At 53.6% G+C, this 16,507-nt stretch carries 11 protein-coding genes and 2 pseudogenes; 7 read left to right on the forward strand and 6 right to left on the reverse strand.

From position 1 onward, the window contains the following. Positions 1-322: 322 nt before the first annotated feature. Complete coding sequence (locus ACQE3Z_RS16900; RefSeq protein WP_426974677.1) at positions 323-2,509, reverse strand: TonB-dependent siderophore receptor; 2,187 nt, start codon at positions 2,507-2,509, stop codon at positions 323-325. 358 nt (positions 2,510-2,867) lie between these two features. On the opposite strand from ACQE3Z_RS16900, the pseudogene ACQE3Z_RS16905 reads away from it, so the two are divergent. The 5 genes and pseudogenes from ACQE3Z_RS16905 to ACQE3Z_RS16925 form a co-directional block, all read left to right on the forward strand. Then, positions 2,868-3,821, forward strand: a pseudogene (locus tag ACQE3Z_RS16905) (siderophore ABC transporter substrate-binding protein); the annotation flags it as partial. A 107-nt stretch (positions 3,822-3,928) separates the two neighbouring features. Then, a complete protein-coding gene (locus tag ACQE3Z_RS16910) occupies positions 3,929-4,888 on the forward strand; it encodes an ABC transporter permease (RefSeq protein WP_426974678.1) in 960 nt (319 codons plus the stop codon). 10 nt (positions 4,889-4,898) lie between these two features. Then, positions 4,899-5,882 (forward strand): iron chelate uptake ABC transporter family permease subunit, encoded by a 984-nt coding sequence (locus ACQE3Z_RS16915; protein WP_250652674.1) that lies wholly within the window; start codon positions 4,899-4,901, stop codon positions 5,880-5,882. Then, positions 5,879-6,637 carry an ABC transporter ATP-binding protein gene (locus ACQE3Z_RS16920; RefSeq protein ID WP_426974679.1) on the forward strand — a complete coding sequence of 253 codons (759 nt, stop codon included), beginning with the start codon at positions 5,879-5,881 and terminating at the stop codon, positions 6,635-6,637. The genes ACQE3Z_RS16915 and ACQE3Z_RS16920 overlap by 4 nt, the downstream gene beginning before the upstream one ends. A gap of 766 nt (positions 6,638-7,403) precedes the next feature. Further along, positions 7,404-7,715: pseudogene (locus tag ACQE3Z_RS16925) on the forward strand (ABC transporter substrate-binding protein); the annotation flags it as partial. 61 nt (positions 7,716-7,776) lie between these two features. Here ACQE3Z_RS16925 and ACQE3Z_RS16930 read toward each other — a convergent pair. Then, positions 7,777-8,136 carry a DUF1971 domain-containing protein gene (locus ACQE3Z_RS16930; RefSeq protein ID WP_426974680.1) on the reverse strand — a complete coding sequence of 120 codons (360 nt, stop codon included), beginning with the start codon at positions 8,134-8,136 and terminating at the stop codon, positions 7,777-7,779. 295 nt (positions 8,137-8,431) lie between these two features. Between ACQE3Z_RS16930 and dbpA the strand changes: the two genes are divergently transcribed. Next, positions 8,432-9,811 carry an ATP-dependent RNA helicase DbpA gene (gene dbpA / locus ACQE3Z_RS16935; RefSeq protein ID WP_250651994.1) on the forward strand — a complete coding sequence of 460 codons (1,380 nt, stop codon included), beginning with the start codon at positions 8,432-8,434 and terminating at the stop codon, positions 9,809-9,811. A 122-nt stretch (positions 9,812-9,933) separates the two neighbouring features. Here the strand turns inward: dbpA and ACQE3Z_RS16940 are convergent, their stop codons facing one another. Then, entirely contained in the window at positions 9,934-10,146 is a 213-nt protein-coding gene (locus ACQE3Z_RS16940) for a hypothetical protein (protein ID WP_426974681.1), read from the reverse strand. A gap of 193 nt (positions 10,147-10,339) precedes the next feature. Here ACQE3Z_RS16940 and ACQE3Z_RS16945 point away from each other — a divergent pair, with 193 nt between their 5' ends. Further along, a complete protein-coding gene (locus ACQE3Z_RS16945; protein ID WP_426974682.1) occupies positions 10,340-11,308 on the forward strand; it encodes a magnesium and cobalt transport protein CorA in 969 nt (322 codons plus the stop codon). 89 nt (positions 11,309-11,397) lie between these two features. On the opposite strand, the gene ACQE3Z_RS16950 is transcribed toward ACQE3Z_RS16945, so the two are convergent. From ACQE3Z_RS16950 to ACQE3Z_RS16960, 3 genes are all read right to left on the reverse strand, one after another. Continuing rightward, complete coding sequence (locus ACQE3Z_RS16950; protein ID WP_426974683.1) at positions 11,398-12,987, reverse strand: methyl-accepting chemotaxis protein; 1,590 nt, start codon at positions 12,985-12,987, stop codon at positions 11,398-11,400. A 154-nt stretch (positions 12,988-13,141) separates the two neighbouring features. Further along, positions 13,142-14,131, reverse strand: coding sequence for a LacI family DNA-binding transcriptional regulator (locus tag ACQE3Z_RS16955; RefSeq protein WP_426974684.1), 990 nt, complete (start codon positions 14,129-14,131; stop codon positions 13,142-13,144). A gap of 136 nt (positions 14,132-14,267) precedes the next feature. Then, positions 14,268-16,265: a glucose PTS transporter subunit IIA gene (locus tag ACQE3Z_RS16960; RefSeq protein WP_426974685.1), complete on the reverse strand. Its 1,998-nt coding sequence runs from the start codon at positions 16,263-16,265 to the stop codon at positions 14,268-14,270. Positions 16,266-16,507: the final 242 nt, after the last annotated feature.

Raw genomic sequence — 16,507 nt, forward strand, 5'->3', positions numbered from 1 at the left:
TTAATCTTATTTTTAATGGCGCACAGAATAACAGCTAAACAATTAAAGTTTCACCGATAGCGAAAAAAAAGACGATTCTTTAATTATTTTAGTTAGAGAAAAATTTATTATTCCACAAACATAAATAATCTATTTATTTGCCTGCTCAGCGTGAGTTTTTTGCACCATCAGGCAAAATAAGTGTTAGTGAAATAGTACCGTTCGCTTTTTGTTTCCCAGGTTAATAGTGACATCAGTAAACCATTTAACTTGTATTTTCTCCCACCGGCAAATAAAAAAGCCCGCTGTTAAAGCAGGCTCCGGGAGAGTGAAATAGTGGAAATCAGAAAGAAAGAGTGACGCCCGCGTAATATGCGCGACCCGGCTCGTTGTAAGTGGAAGCCCCATCGTTTTCACGGTAAACGCGTTTATCCAGCAGGTTGCTGATCCCGGCGTTCAGCCGTAAATCTTTCATCAGATCATAGTTAACGTTCAGGCCAACCACAGAATAGGCGCCGACCTCTTTATCTGACATGCCGTCTTTTTGCTCTTTATTGATTTCCGCATAGGCACGCGGCTTCTGACGACCGTACATCGTCCAGTTAACATTCGCCGAGAGCTTATCGGTGACCTGATAGTCCAGCATGGTGTTGATGGTATATTTCGGGATAATCGACAGCGGGTTGCCGGTCTCTTTATCTTCCGAGGTGATCATATAAGTGACATTGGTGCGCCAGCTCAGGGTATCTTCCACCACCGGGATCACCAGGTTGCCTTCCAGCCCTTCCACTACCGCCTTGCCGCCGTTTTCCCAACGCAGTACATGGTAGCCATTGCTGGCGATGCCAACCAGCTCGGTGCCGGAAACAATTTTGTTTTTGTAATCGTTGCGGAACCAGGTAATACCGGCATTGTAGCCTTCATTGGTAAACTCAAGCCCGATCTCTTTATTCACGCTCACTTCCGGGTCGAGATCATTATTGCCCATCAGGTAGCACTGACGTTTGATACCGAGCGGACAGCCGTTGCCCCTGGTGGAAAGCAGATAGCCTTCACTGGACTGATAAAGATTGGGCGCTTTAAAGACGCGCGCAATGCCCGCCTTCAGCTTGAAATAGTCGCCCAGCGCCTGTGACAAGTTCAGGCTGGGGCTCCAGTTGTTGCCAAACTTGCTGTGATGATCCAGGCGCAGGCCAGGGATCAGGTTCGTCCCTGCCAGCGGCTCGATATTATCTTCAAAATAAACGGCGCTGAGATCCGCATTGTTTTTGCTGTTGCGCTTCGCCGGATCGCCAGAGACACCGCCAATATCGATATCGCCAACGTTCAGCATTGAGGTGGACGCCGGATCGTTCAGCTCTTCACGGTTCCATTCCGCGCCCAGCGTAATATTTTGCTCTACCAGCAGATCCAGCGGCAGGTTAATTTCGCCGTTGGCACGGTAGTTTTCCAGACGGCTGGTTTTAAATTGGGTGCTGTTAATCATCCCTTCAACTCTGCCGCCTGCGCCTTCCTGCAGTCGGGTATTATTGGTTTTTTCATAGGTAAAGCCCAGGCGCGACTGCCCCCAGTCCCAGATGCCGTTATGGGTAATGCCGTAAGACTGACGGTACATGCGGTTGGTTTCGTGGCCGTAAAGCGTCTGGATCAGGTTTCCGGGACTGATATTACCGTTGCTGTACTGGGTATCGCCCGCGTAGATATTGCCCTGACGGCTATAACCATAATTAAAATCCACGATCTGGGTTGGGGACAGCTTCCATGAAAGCAAGCCGTTAATGTCTTTGTTGCGCACCCCTTCGCGTCCGGCGGCAAAAGAGCCATTCTGCGCATTATTGATATCCCAGGCGTCGGCGTCGGTTTTGTTGATGTTGCCGTAGAGACGCATAGTCAGCGCATCGCCCGCCAGCGGTCCGCTGAGGCTGAAATTAGTGCGTTTGGTCGCCCCCTCTTTGTTATCTTCCGGCTGGCTGGTAAACAGCGACATACTGCCGTGCCAGTCGTTGGTCGGACGTTTGGTTGTGATATTAATCACGCCTCCCGCCGCGCCGGAGCCATAGCGCGCCGCCGCCGGACCACGTAATACTTCAATGCGTTCCACCATTTCCGGCGGCACCCAGTTGGTATCGCCGCGCGTATCGCGCTCGCCGCGCCAGCTATAGCGCACCGCATTACGCGAGGTAGTCGGCACGCCATCAATTAAAATCAGGGTATTTTCCGGGCCCATGCCGCGAATATCAATTTGGCGGTTATTGCCACGGCTGCCGTTGGCGCTGTTACCGGTCAGATTAACGCCCGGCATCTTACGGATAATGTCAGAGAGATCGTTTACGGGCGGGCTTTTTTCGATGTCTTTAGCAGTGATAATCGAAACGCCAGGCTGCTGTTTGAGTTCTTCTTCTGCCGTGGCGCGCACCGTCATTACGCCTTCGTCCGCTGGCGTTTCATCAGCCGCCAGGGCGCTACCGTTAAAGCAAAGCAGTAATAACAGTGCACAAGGACGCATCTGAAAAGGTTTTGTATGAATCATGCTACTAATCCCTGTTAAATGTATAAGGTTGTTTCTGCGCATGCATGATAACGATAATTATTTGCATTACACTCCCTAAACACTAATCTTCACAAAATCTCCATAATTCACCGCTATAAAAAACAGCAAACCTATACCATCTCGATAAAAATTCTTTAATTACAATTATATAAATTATTTTAGCTGATTAAGTGGCCGCTTCTGGTTACCGAATTCTGCTCTTTTTTCCCGGATGAGAGCGGCGACAGAGTGCTGTTCAAGCTGGCGAGACGGCGGTATGATTCGGGCGCTGCATCAAGAATGCGAATCATATGCATTAACAGTTACTTTTGTTCTGTTAACATTTTCAGGAGAGAAAATGCGTCTGTCTGCCCTCTTTACCACTACGATTCTGGCTTCTGCCTTAGCGCTTACCGGATGTGATGACACTACGGCACAAACCGCTGCCTCAGCCAATACCCTTAAAGTTGAGCATGCGCAGGGCACCACCGAGGTTGCTCAGGCACCGAAAAAAGTCATTGTGTTGAATCCCTCCACGCTGGATAACATCGATGCATTACAGATCCCGGTCGCCGGCGTGCCGAAAAACAGTACGCACCTGCCCGCTTTCCTGGCGAAATATCAGGGCGACGCTTACCTGAATGCCGGTACGCTGTTTGAGCCAGATTTTGAAGCCATCAGCAATGCCAAACCTGACCTGATTATTGCGGGCGGCCGCGCCCACGACGCCTACGATAAGCTCAGCGCGATCGCGCCGACCATTGCGCTGGACGTCGATACCAAACAGTTCACGCAAAGTCTGATCCAACGCGTAGGGCAACTGGGTGAGATCTTTAACAAGCAGCAAGAAGCGAAAGCGCTGACCGATGCCTTTACGGCAAAAATCGCTGCCCTGCGCGAAAAAGCTGAGCATGCCGGCAACGCTATGGTGATCATGGTAAGCGGCGGCAAAATGTCTGCTTATGCGCCAGGCTCCCGCTTTGGCTTTATCTTCGACGAGCTGGGCTTTAAGCCTGCGGCCACCTTTTCTCAGGCGGGCAAGCACGGCAACGTGGTGGCATCTGAATTTATTATGAATACCGATCCTGACTGGCTGTTTGTACTGGATCGCGACAGCGCCATTGGCCGCGCCGAAGGGGAATCTGCTCAGCAGGTGCTGGATAACGCACTGATTCATAAAACCAAAGCCTGGCAGAACAAACATATCGTCTACCTTGATTCCTCGTCGCTCTATATCGCTGGCGGTATTCAGAGCTATACGCGCCTGATGGATAACATCAGCACCATGCTGAACGATGCCAGCGCGTCACAGCAGAGCGCCAGCGCCGCCATGGAAAGCGCTAACGGCACGATGGAAAGCACCGGCGCTGACACAGAAAGCGCCACGGACAGCGCTGAAAGCGAGTAATCATTAACCTAATGAAGAGTTTCAGCTTTGTCGCAGGCCTGGTCATTTTGCTGGGCCTGATGACCTGGAGTCTGTTTGTCGGCGTTAGCCCCATTACCCTCTCCCGACTGTGGAGCGATGCGGAAGTGCGCGACGTTTTCTTTCTCAGCCGCGTGCCGCGCACCCTCGCCCTGCTGCTGGCCGGCAGCGCGGTCAGCGTGGCCGGGCTGATTATGCAGATGCTGACGCAGAATCGCTTCGTTGAGCCTTCCATTGCTGGCACCACGCAGTCCGCCAGCCTTGGCCTGCTGCTGGTGATGATCGTCAATCCTGCCGCGCCGGTAATAGTAAAGATGGGCGTCGCCACGCTGTTTGCACTGGCAGGCACCGGCCTGTTTTTGCTGGTACTGCAGCGGATGCGGATTAAAACGCCGCTGATGGTGCCGCTTACCGGCATTATGCTGGGCGCAATTTTCAGCGCGGTGACCACCTTTCTGGCGATGGAGTTTGATCTGCTGCAGTCGCTGGGCGGCTGGGAAGCAGGAGACTTTTCCGGCGTACTGCAGGGCCGCTACGAGCTGCTGTGGCTGACCGGCATCTTAACCGTGCTGGCCTGTGTTATCGCTGACCGCTTTACCGTCGCCGGGATGGGGCGGGAATTCGCGGTTAACGTCGGCCTGAACTATCGCCAGGTGGTCTTTCTCGGTATGGCGATTATTGCGCTGATCAGCGGCGTGGTGATCGTGGTGGTGGGCGTACTGCCCTTCCTTGGTCTGATCGTACCCAATGTGGTAAGCATGGCCATCGGCGATAACCTGCGCCGCACCATTCCGTGGGTAGCGCTGTGCGGCGGCGGGCTGGTGGTGCTGTGCGATATCATTGGTCGTTTGATCAGTTTTCCGTGGGAGATCCCGGTTAGCGTGATCCTCGGCTGCCTGGGCGCGGCGATATTTCTGCTGTTGATTTTAAGGAGCCGCCGCTATGCAGGCTGACAGTTCCATAATGCGACCGGCGCGGCGTTCGCTGCGTCTCTGCTTTGCTACACCCGCTAAACGGTTAATGGGTTTAAGCGCGCTGGCGCTGCTCTCCATTGTGCTGTTTATGACCATCAACCTTGGCGGCAATATTAACTATATTCTGATGCATCGCGGCCTGATCCTCGCCACTATGCTGCTGGTGGCCTTCGCCTCTGGCATTGCCACGCTGCTGTTTCAAACCGTCACCAACAACCGCATCCTGACCCCTTCGGTAATGGGACTGGAGACGCTGTTTATTCTGATCCAGACCATGCTGATCTTTTTTATTGATGCTAACGGCTTAAAGATGCTGGGCACGGTGGGGCAGTTTATCTGTGAAGCGGCGCTGCTGGTGCTGTTTTCCACTTTCCTTTACCGCTGGCTGCTGGGCAGGATCGGTATCAATCTCCATATGGTGCTGCTGGTGGGCCTGGTGTGCGGCACGCTGTTTCGCAGCATTTCCGGCCTGCTGCAGCGTCTGCTGGAGCCGGGCGAATTCGCTATTTTGCAAAGCCGTATTTTCGCTACCTTTACCCGCGCGGCGCCGGAGATCATCGCAATTTCCGCCGTGGCGGTGCTGGCGGTAGCGCTGCTGGTGTGGCGGATGCGTCACAGCCTGGATGTGATTGCGCTGGGACGCGATATGTCGATTGGGCTGGGCGTGCCGTGGCGTCGACACGTTACGTGGATTCTGTTGCTGGTTTCGCTGCTGGTGGCGCTTTCTACCGCACTGGTCGGGCCGCTCACCTTTTTCGGCCTGCTGGTGGCAAACCTGAGCTATCAGCTTATTGGCTCGCATCGTCATCACTATTTGCTGCCCGGCGTGGTGCTGATCGGCATCATTACGCTGGTCGGCGGTCAGGTTATTCTGGAGCGGGGGCTACATATGGCCGGTTCGCTTTCCGTGGTGATTGAGTTCGTTGGCGGCGCGCTGTTCCTCTGGTTTTTGATTAAAAAGGCTGCGGTGTGATTGAAGTTAAAGAGATTTGTAAAAGCTACCAAAACAGTAAAGTGCTGGACCGCATCAGCGAAACCATTCCGGCGGGCGGCATTACCTCGATTATCGGCGCTAACGGCGCAGGAAAATCCACGCTGCTGTCGGTGATCAGCCGCCTGCTGACGGCTGACGGCGGCAGCGTATGGGTAAATGGCCTGGAGGTGGCGAAAACGCCCGATGAGCAGATGGCGAAAGTGCTGTCGGTGCTGCGTCAGGAAAACCACTTTACCAGCCGCCTGACGGTAGAAGATTTAGTCGGCTTTGGACGCTATCCCTGGTCTAAAGGGCGGTTAACCGCAGAGGATCATCAGCATATTGTTACGGCAATGGCGTTTCTCGATCTGCTGCCGCTGAAAGACCGCTATCTGGATCAGCTGTCGGGCGGCCAGCGTCAGCGCGCCTGCGTCGCGATGGTGCTGTGCCAGGATACCGATTACGTACTGCTGGATGAACCGCTGAATAATCTGGATATGAAACACAGCGTGGCGATGATGAAACAGCTGCGTCGCGCTGCGGATGAGCTGCATAAAACCATTATCCTGGTGATCCATGATATCAATTTCGCCGCAGCCTATTCCGACCATATCATCGCCATGAAACAGGGCGAGGTACTCTATCGCGGTACACCGCAGGAAATCATGCAACCGGAGATTATCGAAGCGATTTTCGATACTCGTGTGCATATCGAAACCCTGCACGGCCAGCCTGTCGCTATCTATTACCGTTAAACCTTTCTCTTGCGCCCGCGGCCTGCGGGCGCGCCCCGTTAACAGTCGCCGCCGTCAAGATGTTTATTCCCGCCATGATTTGTGATGAAAATCAAAAGGTGCTAATTTTCGCCACCGTAATATAAATATTGATATGACAGTGAGCAGATAATAAACAAATTCTCTTTTGCCGCTTTAATGCTGACTTTACCAGGGGCTGTTCAGGCCGATACCACGAGCAACGCGGCGAATTCCACCATTTAACAAAAATTTGAGCAGGACGCTAAAAACAAATAAAGGCGGGCCCGATGGCCCGCCTTTATTATTTGAATAGAAATCTGTAAAAAATGGCACCCATCAAAACGCCAGTCATTCCGATCTGGAATATAATTTTTAAGTCAAAAAAATTCTCCGTAGTGAAATATTTAAAGATTGAGAATGCAACTATAAAAAATATCGTGCCACATAACGATTTAATAAATCTCGTTCTCGTTGCTACCACCAGCAGGAAGCTCCATCAGTAAGTGCGCCCGTGCCCGCGCCAGATATGGCGCCAGCTAACCATCCGGGAATTGAACCGACAACAGGAACAGCTACACTACCGCCAAATGCTCCGACAGCTCCTCCGGTTAACGCAGAGGCAATCATATCCTGTGTAAGATCACGAACATTACAGTTATTTAATTTGGCTGTTATCCCTCCAGAATATTATTTTGTGAGAGGCGTCAACTTTTGTTGGTAAATATACGTCTATTTACTGGAATAATACTCGCGGCTTCGTTATTGAGTGGCGCAGGCTAATCCCGATGTAATGGTGGCGATGAATCGGCGCGATGCCGAAATTATACGCAACTCCGCACAGTGGCAGGGAATTGCGGCGATGCAACAGCATCGCGTTTATGTCAACCCGCAAGGGATGTTCTGATGGTGCCGCAAAACCAGAGAATAAGCATTACAGTTTTTATGGCTGGCAAAAACGCTTTATCCGCAGCGCTTTCAGGATATTGATATGCAGCAGGAAACGCGGCGTTTTTACCACAACTTTTTTGGCGTTAGCTTAAGCGATCGGCAAATTCAGGCTATTTTGCTGCCGGAATAAGCCTGTCTGGCATAAGCGTCGGCAGGTAGCGATGCGCCTGCCGACACGCCAGGCTAAGAAACTATGCGCCTTTATGGGTGTTCACCACCTGACCGATGCCCTTGCCTTGCAGCTCTTCTGCCGGATCGGCAAAGAAATCGATATTGAAATAGGTGTCGTCGGTAAGCAGTTCCACATGGTGCCAGTATTCCGGTGGGCTGATGCCAAAATGCCCGGCCTCGATCACCACTTCAATTTCCGGCGTTTCGTCATGCTCGCTGGCAAAGCCATAATATTTCACCGCGCCCTGCATCACCGAAAGGCGACCATAAACGCCCTTTTTAGTGTTGTGGTGGGTCAGCAGCGCACGCGGCACGCTCTCTTTATTCCAGAACGGGGTGGAACGGGTATGTACGAAATGGGCAGGAATGCGATGTGCCATGATAAATCCTCTTGTTTTTCATTTAATCTTTCTACTAATGTTTGTTGTGCAACCTTCGAGCCACCTTGGATAAGCGCTGTAAAGTCAATCAGTTACATTACTCACCGCTACGCCAGATTGTTAAAAAGACTTTACCCAACGCAGTCGCTTTGACAGCCAATCGTCTTACTGACAATACTCTGCCGCTGGTTAAAGCCTATACCGTCAGGCATAACCTTGCTGCGCGTTTTACTGTCGGCCCGCGCAACTTCTGTTAAACTGAGCGCCGCAAACCCGCCTGATTAGAGATTTTCCCGTGACTGCTTTTTCCACCCTGACGCAACTGCCCGCCAGCCAGCTCGATAACCTGCGCGAAATGGGCTTCGATGCCATGACGCCCATTCAGGCCGCCTCTCTGCCCGCCATTCTTGACGGTCGCGACGTGCGCGCCCAGGCAAAAACCGGCAGCGGCAAGACCGCTGCGTTTGGGCTGGGCATCCTGCAACATATTGATACTGCGCAATACCAGACCCAATCGCTGGTGCTGTGCCCTACGCGTGAACTGGCTGAACAGGTCAGCAATGAGCTGCGTCGCCTGGCGCGCTTTACGCGCAATATAAAAATTCTGACGCTGTGCGGCGGCCAGCCGGTAGCCGCACAGCGCGATTCACTGGTGCATGCGCCGCATATTGTGGTGGGCACGCCGGGCCGTATTCTGGATCACCTGAAGCGTGAAACGCTGGATCTTTCTCAGCTGCGTTCACTGGTGCTGGATGAAGCGGACCGCATGCTGGAGATGGGCTTCCTGGAAGATATGGAAGTGATTGTCAGCCATACGCCGCCGCAGCGTCAGACGCTGCTGTTTTCCGCCACCTGGCCGCACGGCATTATTGCCATCAGCAAGCGTTTTCAGCGTGATGCGCTCTCTATCGCCACGGAAGATGTCACCGAGCTGCCAACCATCGAACAATACTTTTATGAGGCGAGCAGCCGGGAAAAATTAACGCTGCTGATCGCCCTGCTCAGCCAGCGGCAGCCCACCTCCTGCGTGGTGTTTTGCAATACCAAACGCGAGTGCGACGATATTGCCGCCGCGCTGGAGAACAGCAATATCAGTGCGCTGGCGCTGCATGGCGATCTGGAACAGCGCGATCGCGATCGGGTGCTGATCCGCTTTGCTAACGGCAGCTGCCGGGTACTGGTGGCAACCGATGTCGCCGCACGCGGGCTGGATATCAAAGCGCTGGCGATGGTAGTGAACTATCAGCTCTCTTTCGATCCGGAAGTGCATGTTCACCGTATTGGCCGCACCGCGCGTGCCGGTGAACAAGGTACGGCGGTCAGCTTTGTCGCGCCGGACGAGATGGTGCGTGCGCATGCGCTGGAAGACTATTTACAGCAGACGCTGAACTGGGTCTCTTCGGCTACGCTGAAAAATCAGCCGTCACAGGCGCTGCCCGCCGCGATGATGACGCTCTGTATCGACGGTGGTCGCAAAGCGAAAATCCGTCCGGGTGATATTCTTGGTGCGCTAACCGGCGAGGCGGGATTCAGTGCCGATCTGATCGGAAAGATTGATTTAACCCCAACGCACGCCTATGTGGCTATCGCCGCCGCTCAGGCGAAAGCGGCGCTGATCAAGCTCAAACAGGGCAAAATCAAGGGCAAAAGCTGCCGCGCTATTCTGCTGAAATAACCTGTGCGGCGCGCTTTCCGTTAGCTGAAAGCGCGCCCGCTGCCTGGGTTCATCCACAGGCGTCAATTTCCCGGAACGAACTTCCTTGTCGGCAACATGATAAAGGCGATGCCGTCACTCTTTTACGGCGTAACGGGCTCTTTGCTCTCCACCCTTTCTTTATTTGTTAACTGCAACGCGGTCTGCAACTGGATGAACAGCGTTTCATCGGCCGCGCTCCACATCTCTCCTTTTCCCTTCAGCAGCTCACGCAGCAGCGTTGACCACTGTCCAATGCGAATCCACTCTTCCGAAGACAAAACGGGTAATGATGCTTTATCTGCTACAACAGCCATAAACAACCCCATAAATCAATAATGTCCGCTAAAGCCGAATGCTGGCGGTGAGCTATGTTAATTCAGAGAGGTTAGGGTTTCCCAGCAATCGACCCGAAGCCGGTGATTTTCCAGATTTTCTTTAGCTGCGCTGACAATAACGTCTACCCTTATTCTGGGAAGAAACCAGATTATAAAGGGAGCCACGTAAGCTATGGTTGTGAACAGTATCGTTTATCGCAACGGAGAGCGGGGAGAAGTGATTGCTCCCGAAAATATCAGCGACATTATCAATGAGCCGGATGCGTTTATCTGGCTGGGGCTATACCAACCCGATCCGCCGTTTATGAAGCAGATGCAGGAAGAATTTGGCCTGCATGAACTGGCGATTGAGGATGCCCTTACCGCCCACCAGCGTCCCAAGATTGAACAGTATGGCGAATCGCTATTTATTGTGCTGAAAACGGCGCACCTGACCGAAGAGAACCGCATTGAATTTGGCGAAACCCACTTCTTTGTCAGCGAAAAATTCCTGATTACCGTGCGTCACGGGGCTTCAGACAGCTATGCGCCGATCCGCCTGCGCGCGGAAGAGCGTACCGAATTGTTAGGGAAAGGGGTCGGCTTTCCGCTTTACTGCATTTTTGACTTTATCGTGGATAACTACAGCAACATCACCGCCGCGCTCAGCGGGCGTATCAACGAGCTGGAGGGCGCGATGTTCCGCACCGAATTCGATCGCCGGTCAGTGCAGGAGGTCTATACGCTGCGACGTCAGCTGCTGGCACTGCGTAACGCAGCGATGCCGGTTGATGAGATATGCAACCAGCTGATTCGCCTGCATGAAAATATTATTCCTAAACCGCTGCGCGCCTATATCCGCGACGTGCAGGATCATGCGCATCACGTGGTCACCGATACCGATGATATGCGCGAAATTCTTACCAACGCCATGCATGTCAACCTGGCGCTGGTGACGGTACAGCAAAACGAAGTGGTGAAAAAGCTGGCGGGCTGGGGCGCAATCCTGGTGATCCCGACGGTGATTTTCAGTATGTATGGAATGAACTTTGAAAGTATGCCGGAGCTGCATTCGCCGTTTGGCTACCCGCTGGCGATTGGCGGTACGCTGGCGGCCTGTGGGGCGCTCTATCTACGTTTGAAACGCGCCCGCTGGCTGTAAAGCGGCCAGCGGAGGCGAAACATCGTGGCTTTGGCGAAACCGCGCATGGAATACCGTACGGGCACAACTGTTGCCCGTACGGTATTCCATTAGCTTTCTGTTTGCGATGAACGCAGTTTAAAGACCCCAACGCTTTCCAGCAGTTTTTCCGCCTGGTGCTGGAGCGACTGCGCCGCCGCCGTGGATTCCTGCGACAGCGAGGCGTTTTGCTGAGTCGCGGTATCCATCTGCGTGACCGCAAGGTTAACCTGATCGATGCCGGTACTCTGCTCTTCGCTGGCAGCCGAAACGCTTTCCATCAGTTCGCTAACGCGCTTCACGCCGGTAATAATCTCCGCCATGGTCTCGCCCGCGCTTTTCACCAGTTCGTTGCCTTCCTCCACACAGCTTACTGAGCGGTCGATCAGGCGGCGAATATCCTGCGCAGCGCTGGCTGAACGCTGCGCCAGCGCGCGCACTTCGGCGGCGACCACCGCAAAACCGCGTCCCTCTACCCCGGCTCGCGCCGCCTCTACTGCGGCGTTGAGCGCCAGAATATTGGTCTGGAAAGCGATGCCGTCGATAACGCTGATAATGTCGTTAATCTGCCGTGAAAACTGGTGGATTTCGCCCATCGTTTCCACCACTTTATCCACCATCTCGCCACCCTGCCCGGCCATTTTGCTGGTATCGCTGGCGATAGCGCTGGCGTGACCGGCGTTGCGGGCGTTGTTTTTCACCACCGATGTCAGCTCTTCCATCGAGGCGGCAGTCTGTTCCAGCGCGCTGGCCTGTGATTCGTTGCGTGAAGAGAGTTCACGGCTGCCGGTCGCGATCTGGATAGAAGCGGTCGCGATGGTTTCGGTGCCGTTGCGTACCCCGGCGACAATTGACGCCAGGTTATCATTCATCTCGCGCAGCGCCGTCATCAGCTCAGCGGTTTCATCCCGTCCCTGCGGAGTGATAACGGTTTGCAAATCACCGGACGCCACGGTACGCGCGACCGATACGGCAGCTTTCAACGGATGAGTAATGCTGCGTACCAGCCACCAGGTGATCAGGCTGCCTGCCAGCAATACCGCAATCATCGTGAGCCAGAGCAGGTTACGTGTCTGCTGGTATTGCGTCAGGCTGCGCTCTGACATCTGCTGATTCAGCAGTTGGGCATGCGCCAGGGTTCGCGTGACCACTTCGTCGATCATTTTGGTTGGTTCGCGATCGATGCCGGAAACCAGATGATCCACACGCTGGGCGCTGCTGGCATCTGAAATATCATATTGTTGCAGCGCATCGATATACTGCTGTTGCAGGCTGGCATGTAGCTGTAGCGTCTTCTGCACTACTTGCGGGTCCATACCGATCTCCTGCTGCAACGTTAACAGCTTTTGCAATAACCCCTGGGTTTGCTCGCTCTGCTTTAGAAACGCCGCACGATATTTATTGAATGTTTCTTCGCCCTGGGTGCCGCGCAGCAGAATATTTTTCCACTCCTGCACCTGCAGTTTGAACTGCACCTGGGCGTTACGCGCGGTATCGATACTTTCGGCCACTCGCATTTCGCTGGTCATGATTTCGTTGATCTTTTCCAGCCCCTCGGCATTAACGCTAATACCGCGCAGCCCGCAAAACAGCGTGGCCAGCAGCAATAATGTGGCAAGGAAACCGAGACGTTGCCCGATTTTGAACTGATTGAGTTTCATATTTTTCCCGTGGTGATAAAAAAACGCCTCCAGTGTGGTGCGTTCATGGGTTATCGACCGCGAGGCAACGGGGCTTTATGGCTAATGCAGAGAATAAGCGCGGAGAGCAAAAAAGAGTTTATCGGCTGACGCGCCCGCAGCATTAACGGAGAGTTTATACGGGCGCGGGGCCGACAGAATCACGGATGACCAGGGTTCCGGTTAAGCCCTGCTCTGGCGTAACAGGCGACAGGTTAAGAATGTGCTCTACCGCGCACTGGATCATTTGCTCAATTGGCGTATCCAGCGTGGTCAGCGCCGGAGAAAAATAGTGACCGATTATGGCATTATCAAACCCGGCGACGGAAATATCCTGCGGCACGCTTAGCCCACGATCTTTAATTGCCTTGATCGCGCCCAGCGCCATGTCATCGTTGGCGGCCAGTATCGCGGTAAAAGGCTCTGCGCTATCAATTAGCGTCAGCGCTGCCTGATAACCGCTTTCCATACTCCAGTCGCCCTGAGCAACTAGCGCGGCGCTGTGCGGGTTGACGTAATCCTGCCACGCCAGCTGACGCGCTTTATTGCTGGGAGACGGCATTTTGCCGCAAATATAAGCAATACGAGTGTGTCCCTGACTCAGCAGATATTCCATCATGATTTCACCGCCGCGATAGTGATCGATAAAAATATTGCGATCGGCACGCACGGTAAGCCGCTGGTTAAGGATCATTACCGGCACCGGACTTTCATTAATGATTTTTTCCAGCTGCGCCTGGGTGGTATGGCGGGCATAGACCATGATGCCGGCGCATTTCATTCGCACCAGAAAATCGATAGCGTTGATCTCTTCGTCAGCGGAATGTTTGCCATCAGCAAAAATAAGCCGGTGGTCATGCTGCTCGCAAAATTTCGCTGCGTTATAAACCAGCGTAGAGAAAAAGGGACCGTTATACACTTCGTTAGTGATTACCAGGCCAATCATGCTGCTTTTTTGCGTGGCCAGCTGCTGCGCCAGCAGATTGGGACGATAGCCCGTCTCGGCAATCGCCTTATACACCAGCGCTTTAACTTCCTCCCTGACGACGTTTTTACCATTTAGTACGCGCGATACCGTGGATTTGGATACCCCGGCACAGCGCGCAACGTCCAGCATTGTCACCATTACAGCCTCGCTTATAGAGAGAACGATCTCCTTTAACAGGAGCGGCTAAAACGGGCGCCAGTATAGCGTAAAGATCATCCGGTAGTAGTAAGTTGTCGGCGATAAAAAGGGTTCTGATGAACCCTTTAACTTATCGTTAGCTGAGCGCCATTACCGGTGCGCCGGAGACGATCGGGCCGTTATGGATATATTTGGTTAACTGATAATCTTCACCGTTGATAACCAGGAAAGGCGTGGTGATGTCATAGCCGGCGGCGATAATGTCCTGGCGTTGAAACCTGATCAGCGGCGTGCCTGCCGTGACCTTATCCCCAACGCTGACCAGCGTGGAAAAGTGCTGCCCGCCGAGCTTCACCGTATCCAGGCCAACATGTATCAGCAATTCCGCGCCGTTAGCGCACAGCAACCCTACAGCGTGATGGCTGTCGACGGTACTGGCCACCTCAGCATCGCAGGGCGCGACGATTGTCTCCTCTTCCGGCACGATGGCGATACCGTCGCCCAGCAGGCCACCGGAAAAAATTTCATCGCTAACTTCATTCAGCGGCAGCGCTTTGCCCGCCACGGGACTCATCAGCGTTAAGGCTGAAGTAACATTTGCAGAGGCGCGCTCTAAGGTCGCGGTCGCGGAAACAGCAGCCTGTGGGGCGGCAGCATTTTGAGAGGCGGTGTTGGAGGCAGCGGCAGAGGACGCTGGGCCCGACGCGGCGCGCGTCTCATCCGCTTTGGCTTCTGGCTCTTTAAAGCCCACCAGGAAAACCAGAATAAAGGTTACCGCCATTGTCACCAGCACGCCCGTAACTTCCCCGATAAAGGACATCGGATTTTCCGGGCTAATGGCGTTCACAATGGTTAACAGCCCCGGCAGACCGGCATAGGCGTAGTAATAGCTGCCGAACAGGCTGGTGACAATCGCCCCCACTGCGCCGCCGATACAGCCGCAAATAAAAGGCTTTTTCAGCTTCAGCGTTACGCCATAAATGGCAGGCTCGGTAATGCCGAACACGCCGGTCAGTCCGGCAGAGTAAGCCACGGTTTTAAAACCGCGTTGCCTGGCTTTCAGCGCGCAGGCGAAGGCGGCCGCCATCTGCCCGACCACGGCCATGGTCTGAAAAGCCTGAAATGAATCGCGTCCGTGCAGGTCAAAGTTGGCCATGACCACGGGCGTAATCCCCCAGTGGACGCCAAAGATCACGATAACCTGCCATACGCCGCCAATTACCGCCGCCGCCAGCGCGGGCGCGGTGTCAAACAGCCAGTTGTAGCCCCAGGCGATGCCATTGGCAAGACCAGAGGTCACCGGCCCAATCAGCACCAACGTCAGGGGAACCATAATCACCGCACAGATAAGCGGCGTAAACAGCGGGGCGATGACCTGCGGCAATGCGCGCTCAACAAAACGTTCCAGATAAGCAAGACCCAGCACCAGGAACAGCGGCGGCAAAACGGATGAGGTATAGACCGTTTCAGCCAGCGGCAAAGAGAAAAAGGTTACCGCATCGCCTTTAGCGATCTGCGCGGCTATTACCGCCCAGTCGGGATTGATCAGCGCACAGCAGCAGAACAGCGCAATAAACATATTGCACTTAAAGAATTTAGAGGCGGTAACGGCAATAAAGACCGGCAGGAAAGCAAAGGGCGTCCAGGAGATAAAGTTAAGCACGCTAAAGGCGCCGGTTTGCTGAAACGAGGGCAGAAACCAGTTAACGGTGATCAAAATCCCCTGCAAAATACCGGCTGCCGCCAGCACATAGATAATCGGCGCAAATACCGCAGACATGGTTGCGATCACCGTATCAAAAAAGCGCCTTTTCTCGCTGCTGTTTTGCAGCTTATCGGGATCAACGATGGCGGCAAGCGCATCATAAACATCCGCGACGTGCGTGCCAATAACCACCTGAAACTGGCCGCCGCTAAGCACTACGGTGATCACGCCGGGCAGCTGTTTAACCTTTTCAACCGCGCCGGCAGGCACCTCTTTTAACACCAGCCGCAGGCGCGTTGCGCAGCGGGTAAAGCCGATCAGGTTCGTTTCCCCTCCCGTCTCATTCAGAATCTCAGAGGCTAATTTAAAATAATCTCTTATTTTTCCCATGGTCATTCCCTGCTGCTCAATAGTTGAAACCGGTTTCATCCTGGCATCGAGACTATTTTCTGCAACCGGTTTCAAAAGGAACTGTGCATCGCATCGCAGTTTTCCTGCTGAGAGACAAAATAATCCGATCGCTGCGTTTTAGATCATAAACAGCAAAGCAAGGCGGCTGTGGCGTTACAGGCGCACGTTGAAAACAAGGGATAAGAAGCAGAGCGGCGGGCGGGATTAGCCTTTTACTGCTGGCGTGCCACAGTTGGAAGCTTGCTAAGGGAAAGCCGAGC

The sequence above is a fragment of the Pantoea sp. FN0307 genome, assembly GCF_050113815.1.
GTDB classification, from domain to species: domain Bacteria; phylum Pseudomonadota; class Gammaproteobacteria; order Enterobacterales; family Enterobacteriaceae; genus Mixta; species Mixta alhagi.

Coding starts and splice junctions, on each gene's coding strand:
- ACQE3Z_RS16945 (WP_426974682.1), top strand. CDS start 10,340: ATGGTTGTGAACAGTATCGTTTATCGCAACGGAGAGCGGGGAGAAGTG.
- ACQE3Z_RS16940 (WP_426974681.1), bottom strand. CDS start 10,146: ATGGCTGTTGTAGCAGATAAAGCATCATTACCCGTTTTGTCTTCGGAA.
- ACQE3Z_RS16915 (WP_250652674.1), top strand. CDS start 4,899: ATGCGACCGGCGCGGCGTTCGCTGCGTCTCTGCTTTGCTACACCCGCT.
- ACQE3Z_RS16950 (WP_426974683.1), bottom strand. CDS start 12,987: ATGAAACTCAATCAGTTCAAAATCGGGCAACGTCTCGGTTTCCTTGCC.
- ACQE3Z_RS16955 (WP_426974684.1), bottom strand. CDS start 14,131: ATGGTGACAATGCTGGACGTTGCGCGCTGTGCCGGGGTATCCAAATCC.
- ACQE3Z_RS16960 (WP_426974685.1), bottom strand. CDS start 16,265: ATGAAACCGGTTTCAACTATTGAGCAGCAGGGAATGACCATGGGAAAA.
- ACQE3Z_RS16910 (WP_426974678.1), top strand. CDS start 3,929: ATGAAGAGTTTCAGCTTTGTCGCAGGCCTGGTCATTTTGCTGGGCCTG.
- ACQE3Z_RS16900 (WP_426974677.1), bottom strand. CDS start 2,509: ATGATTCATACAAAACCTTTTCAGATGCGTCCTTGTGCACTGTTATTA.
- ACQE3Z_RS16930 (WP_426974680.1), bottom strand. CDS start 8,136: ATGGCACATCGCATTCCTGCCCATTTCGTACATACCCGTTCCACCCCG.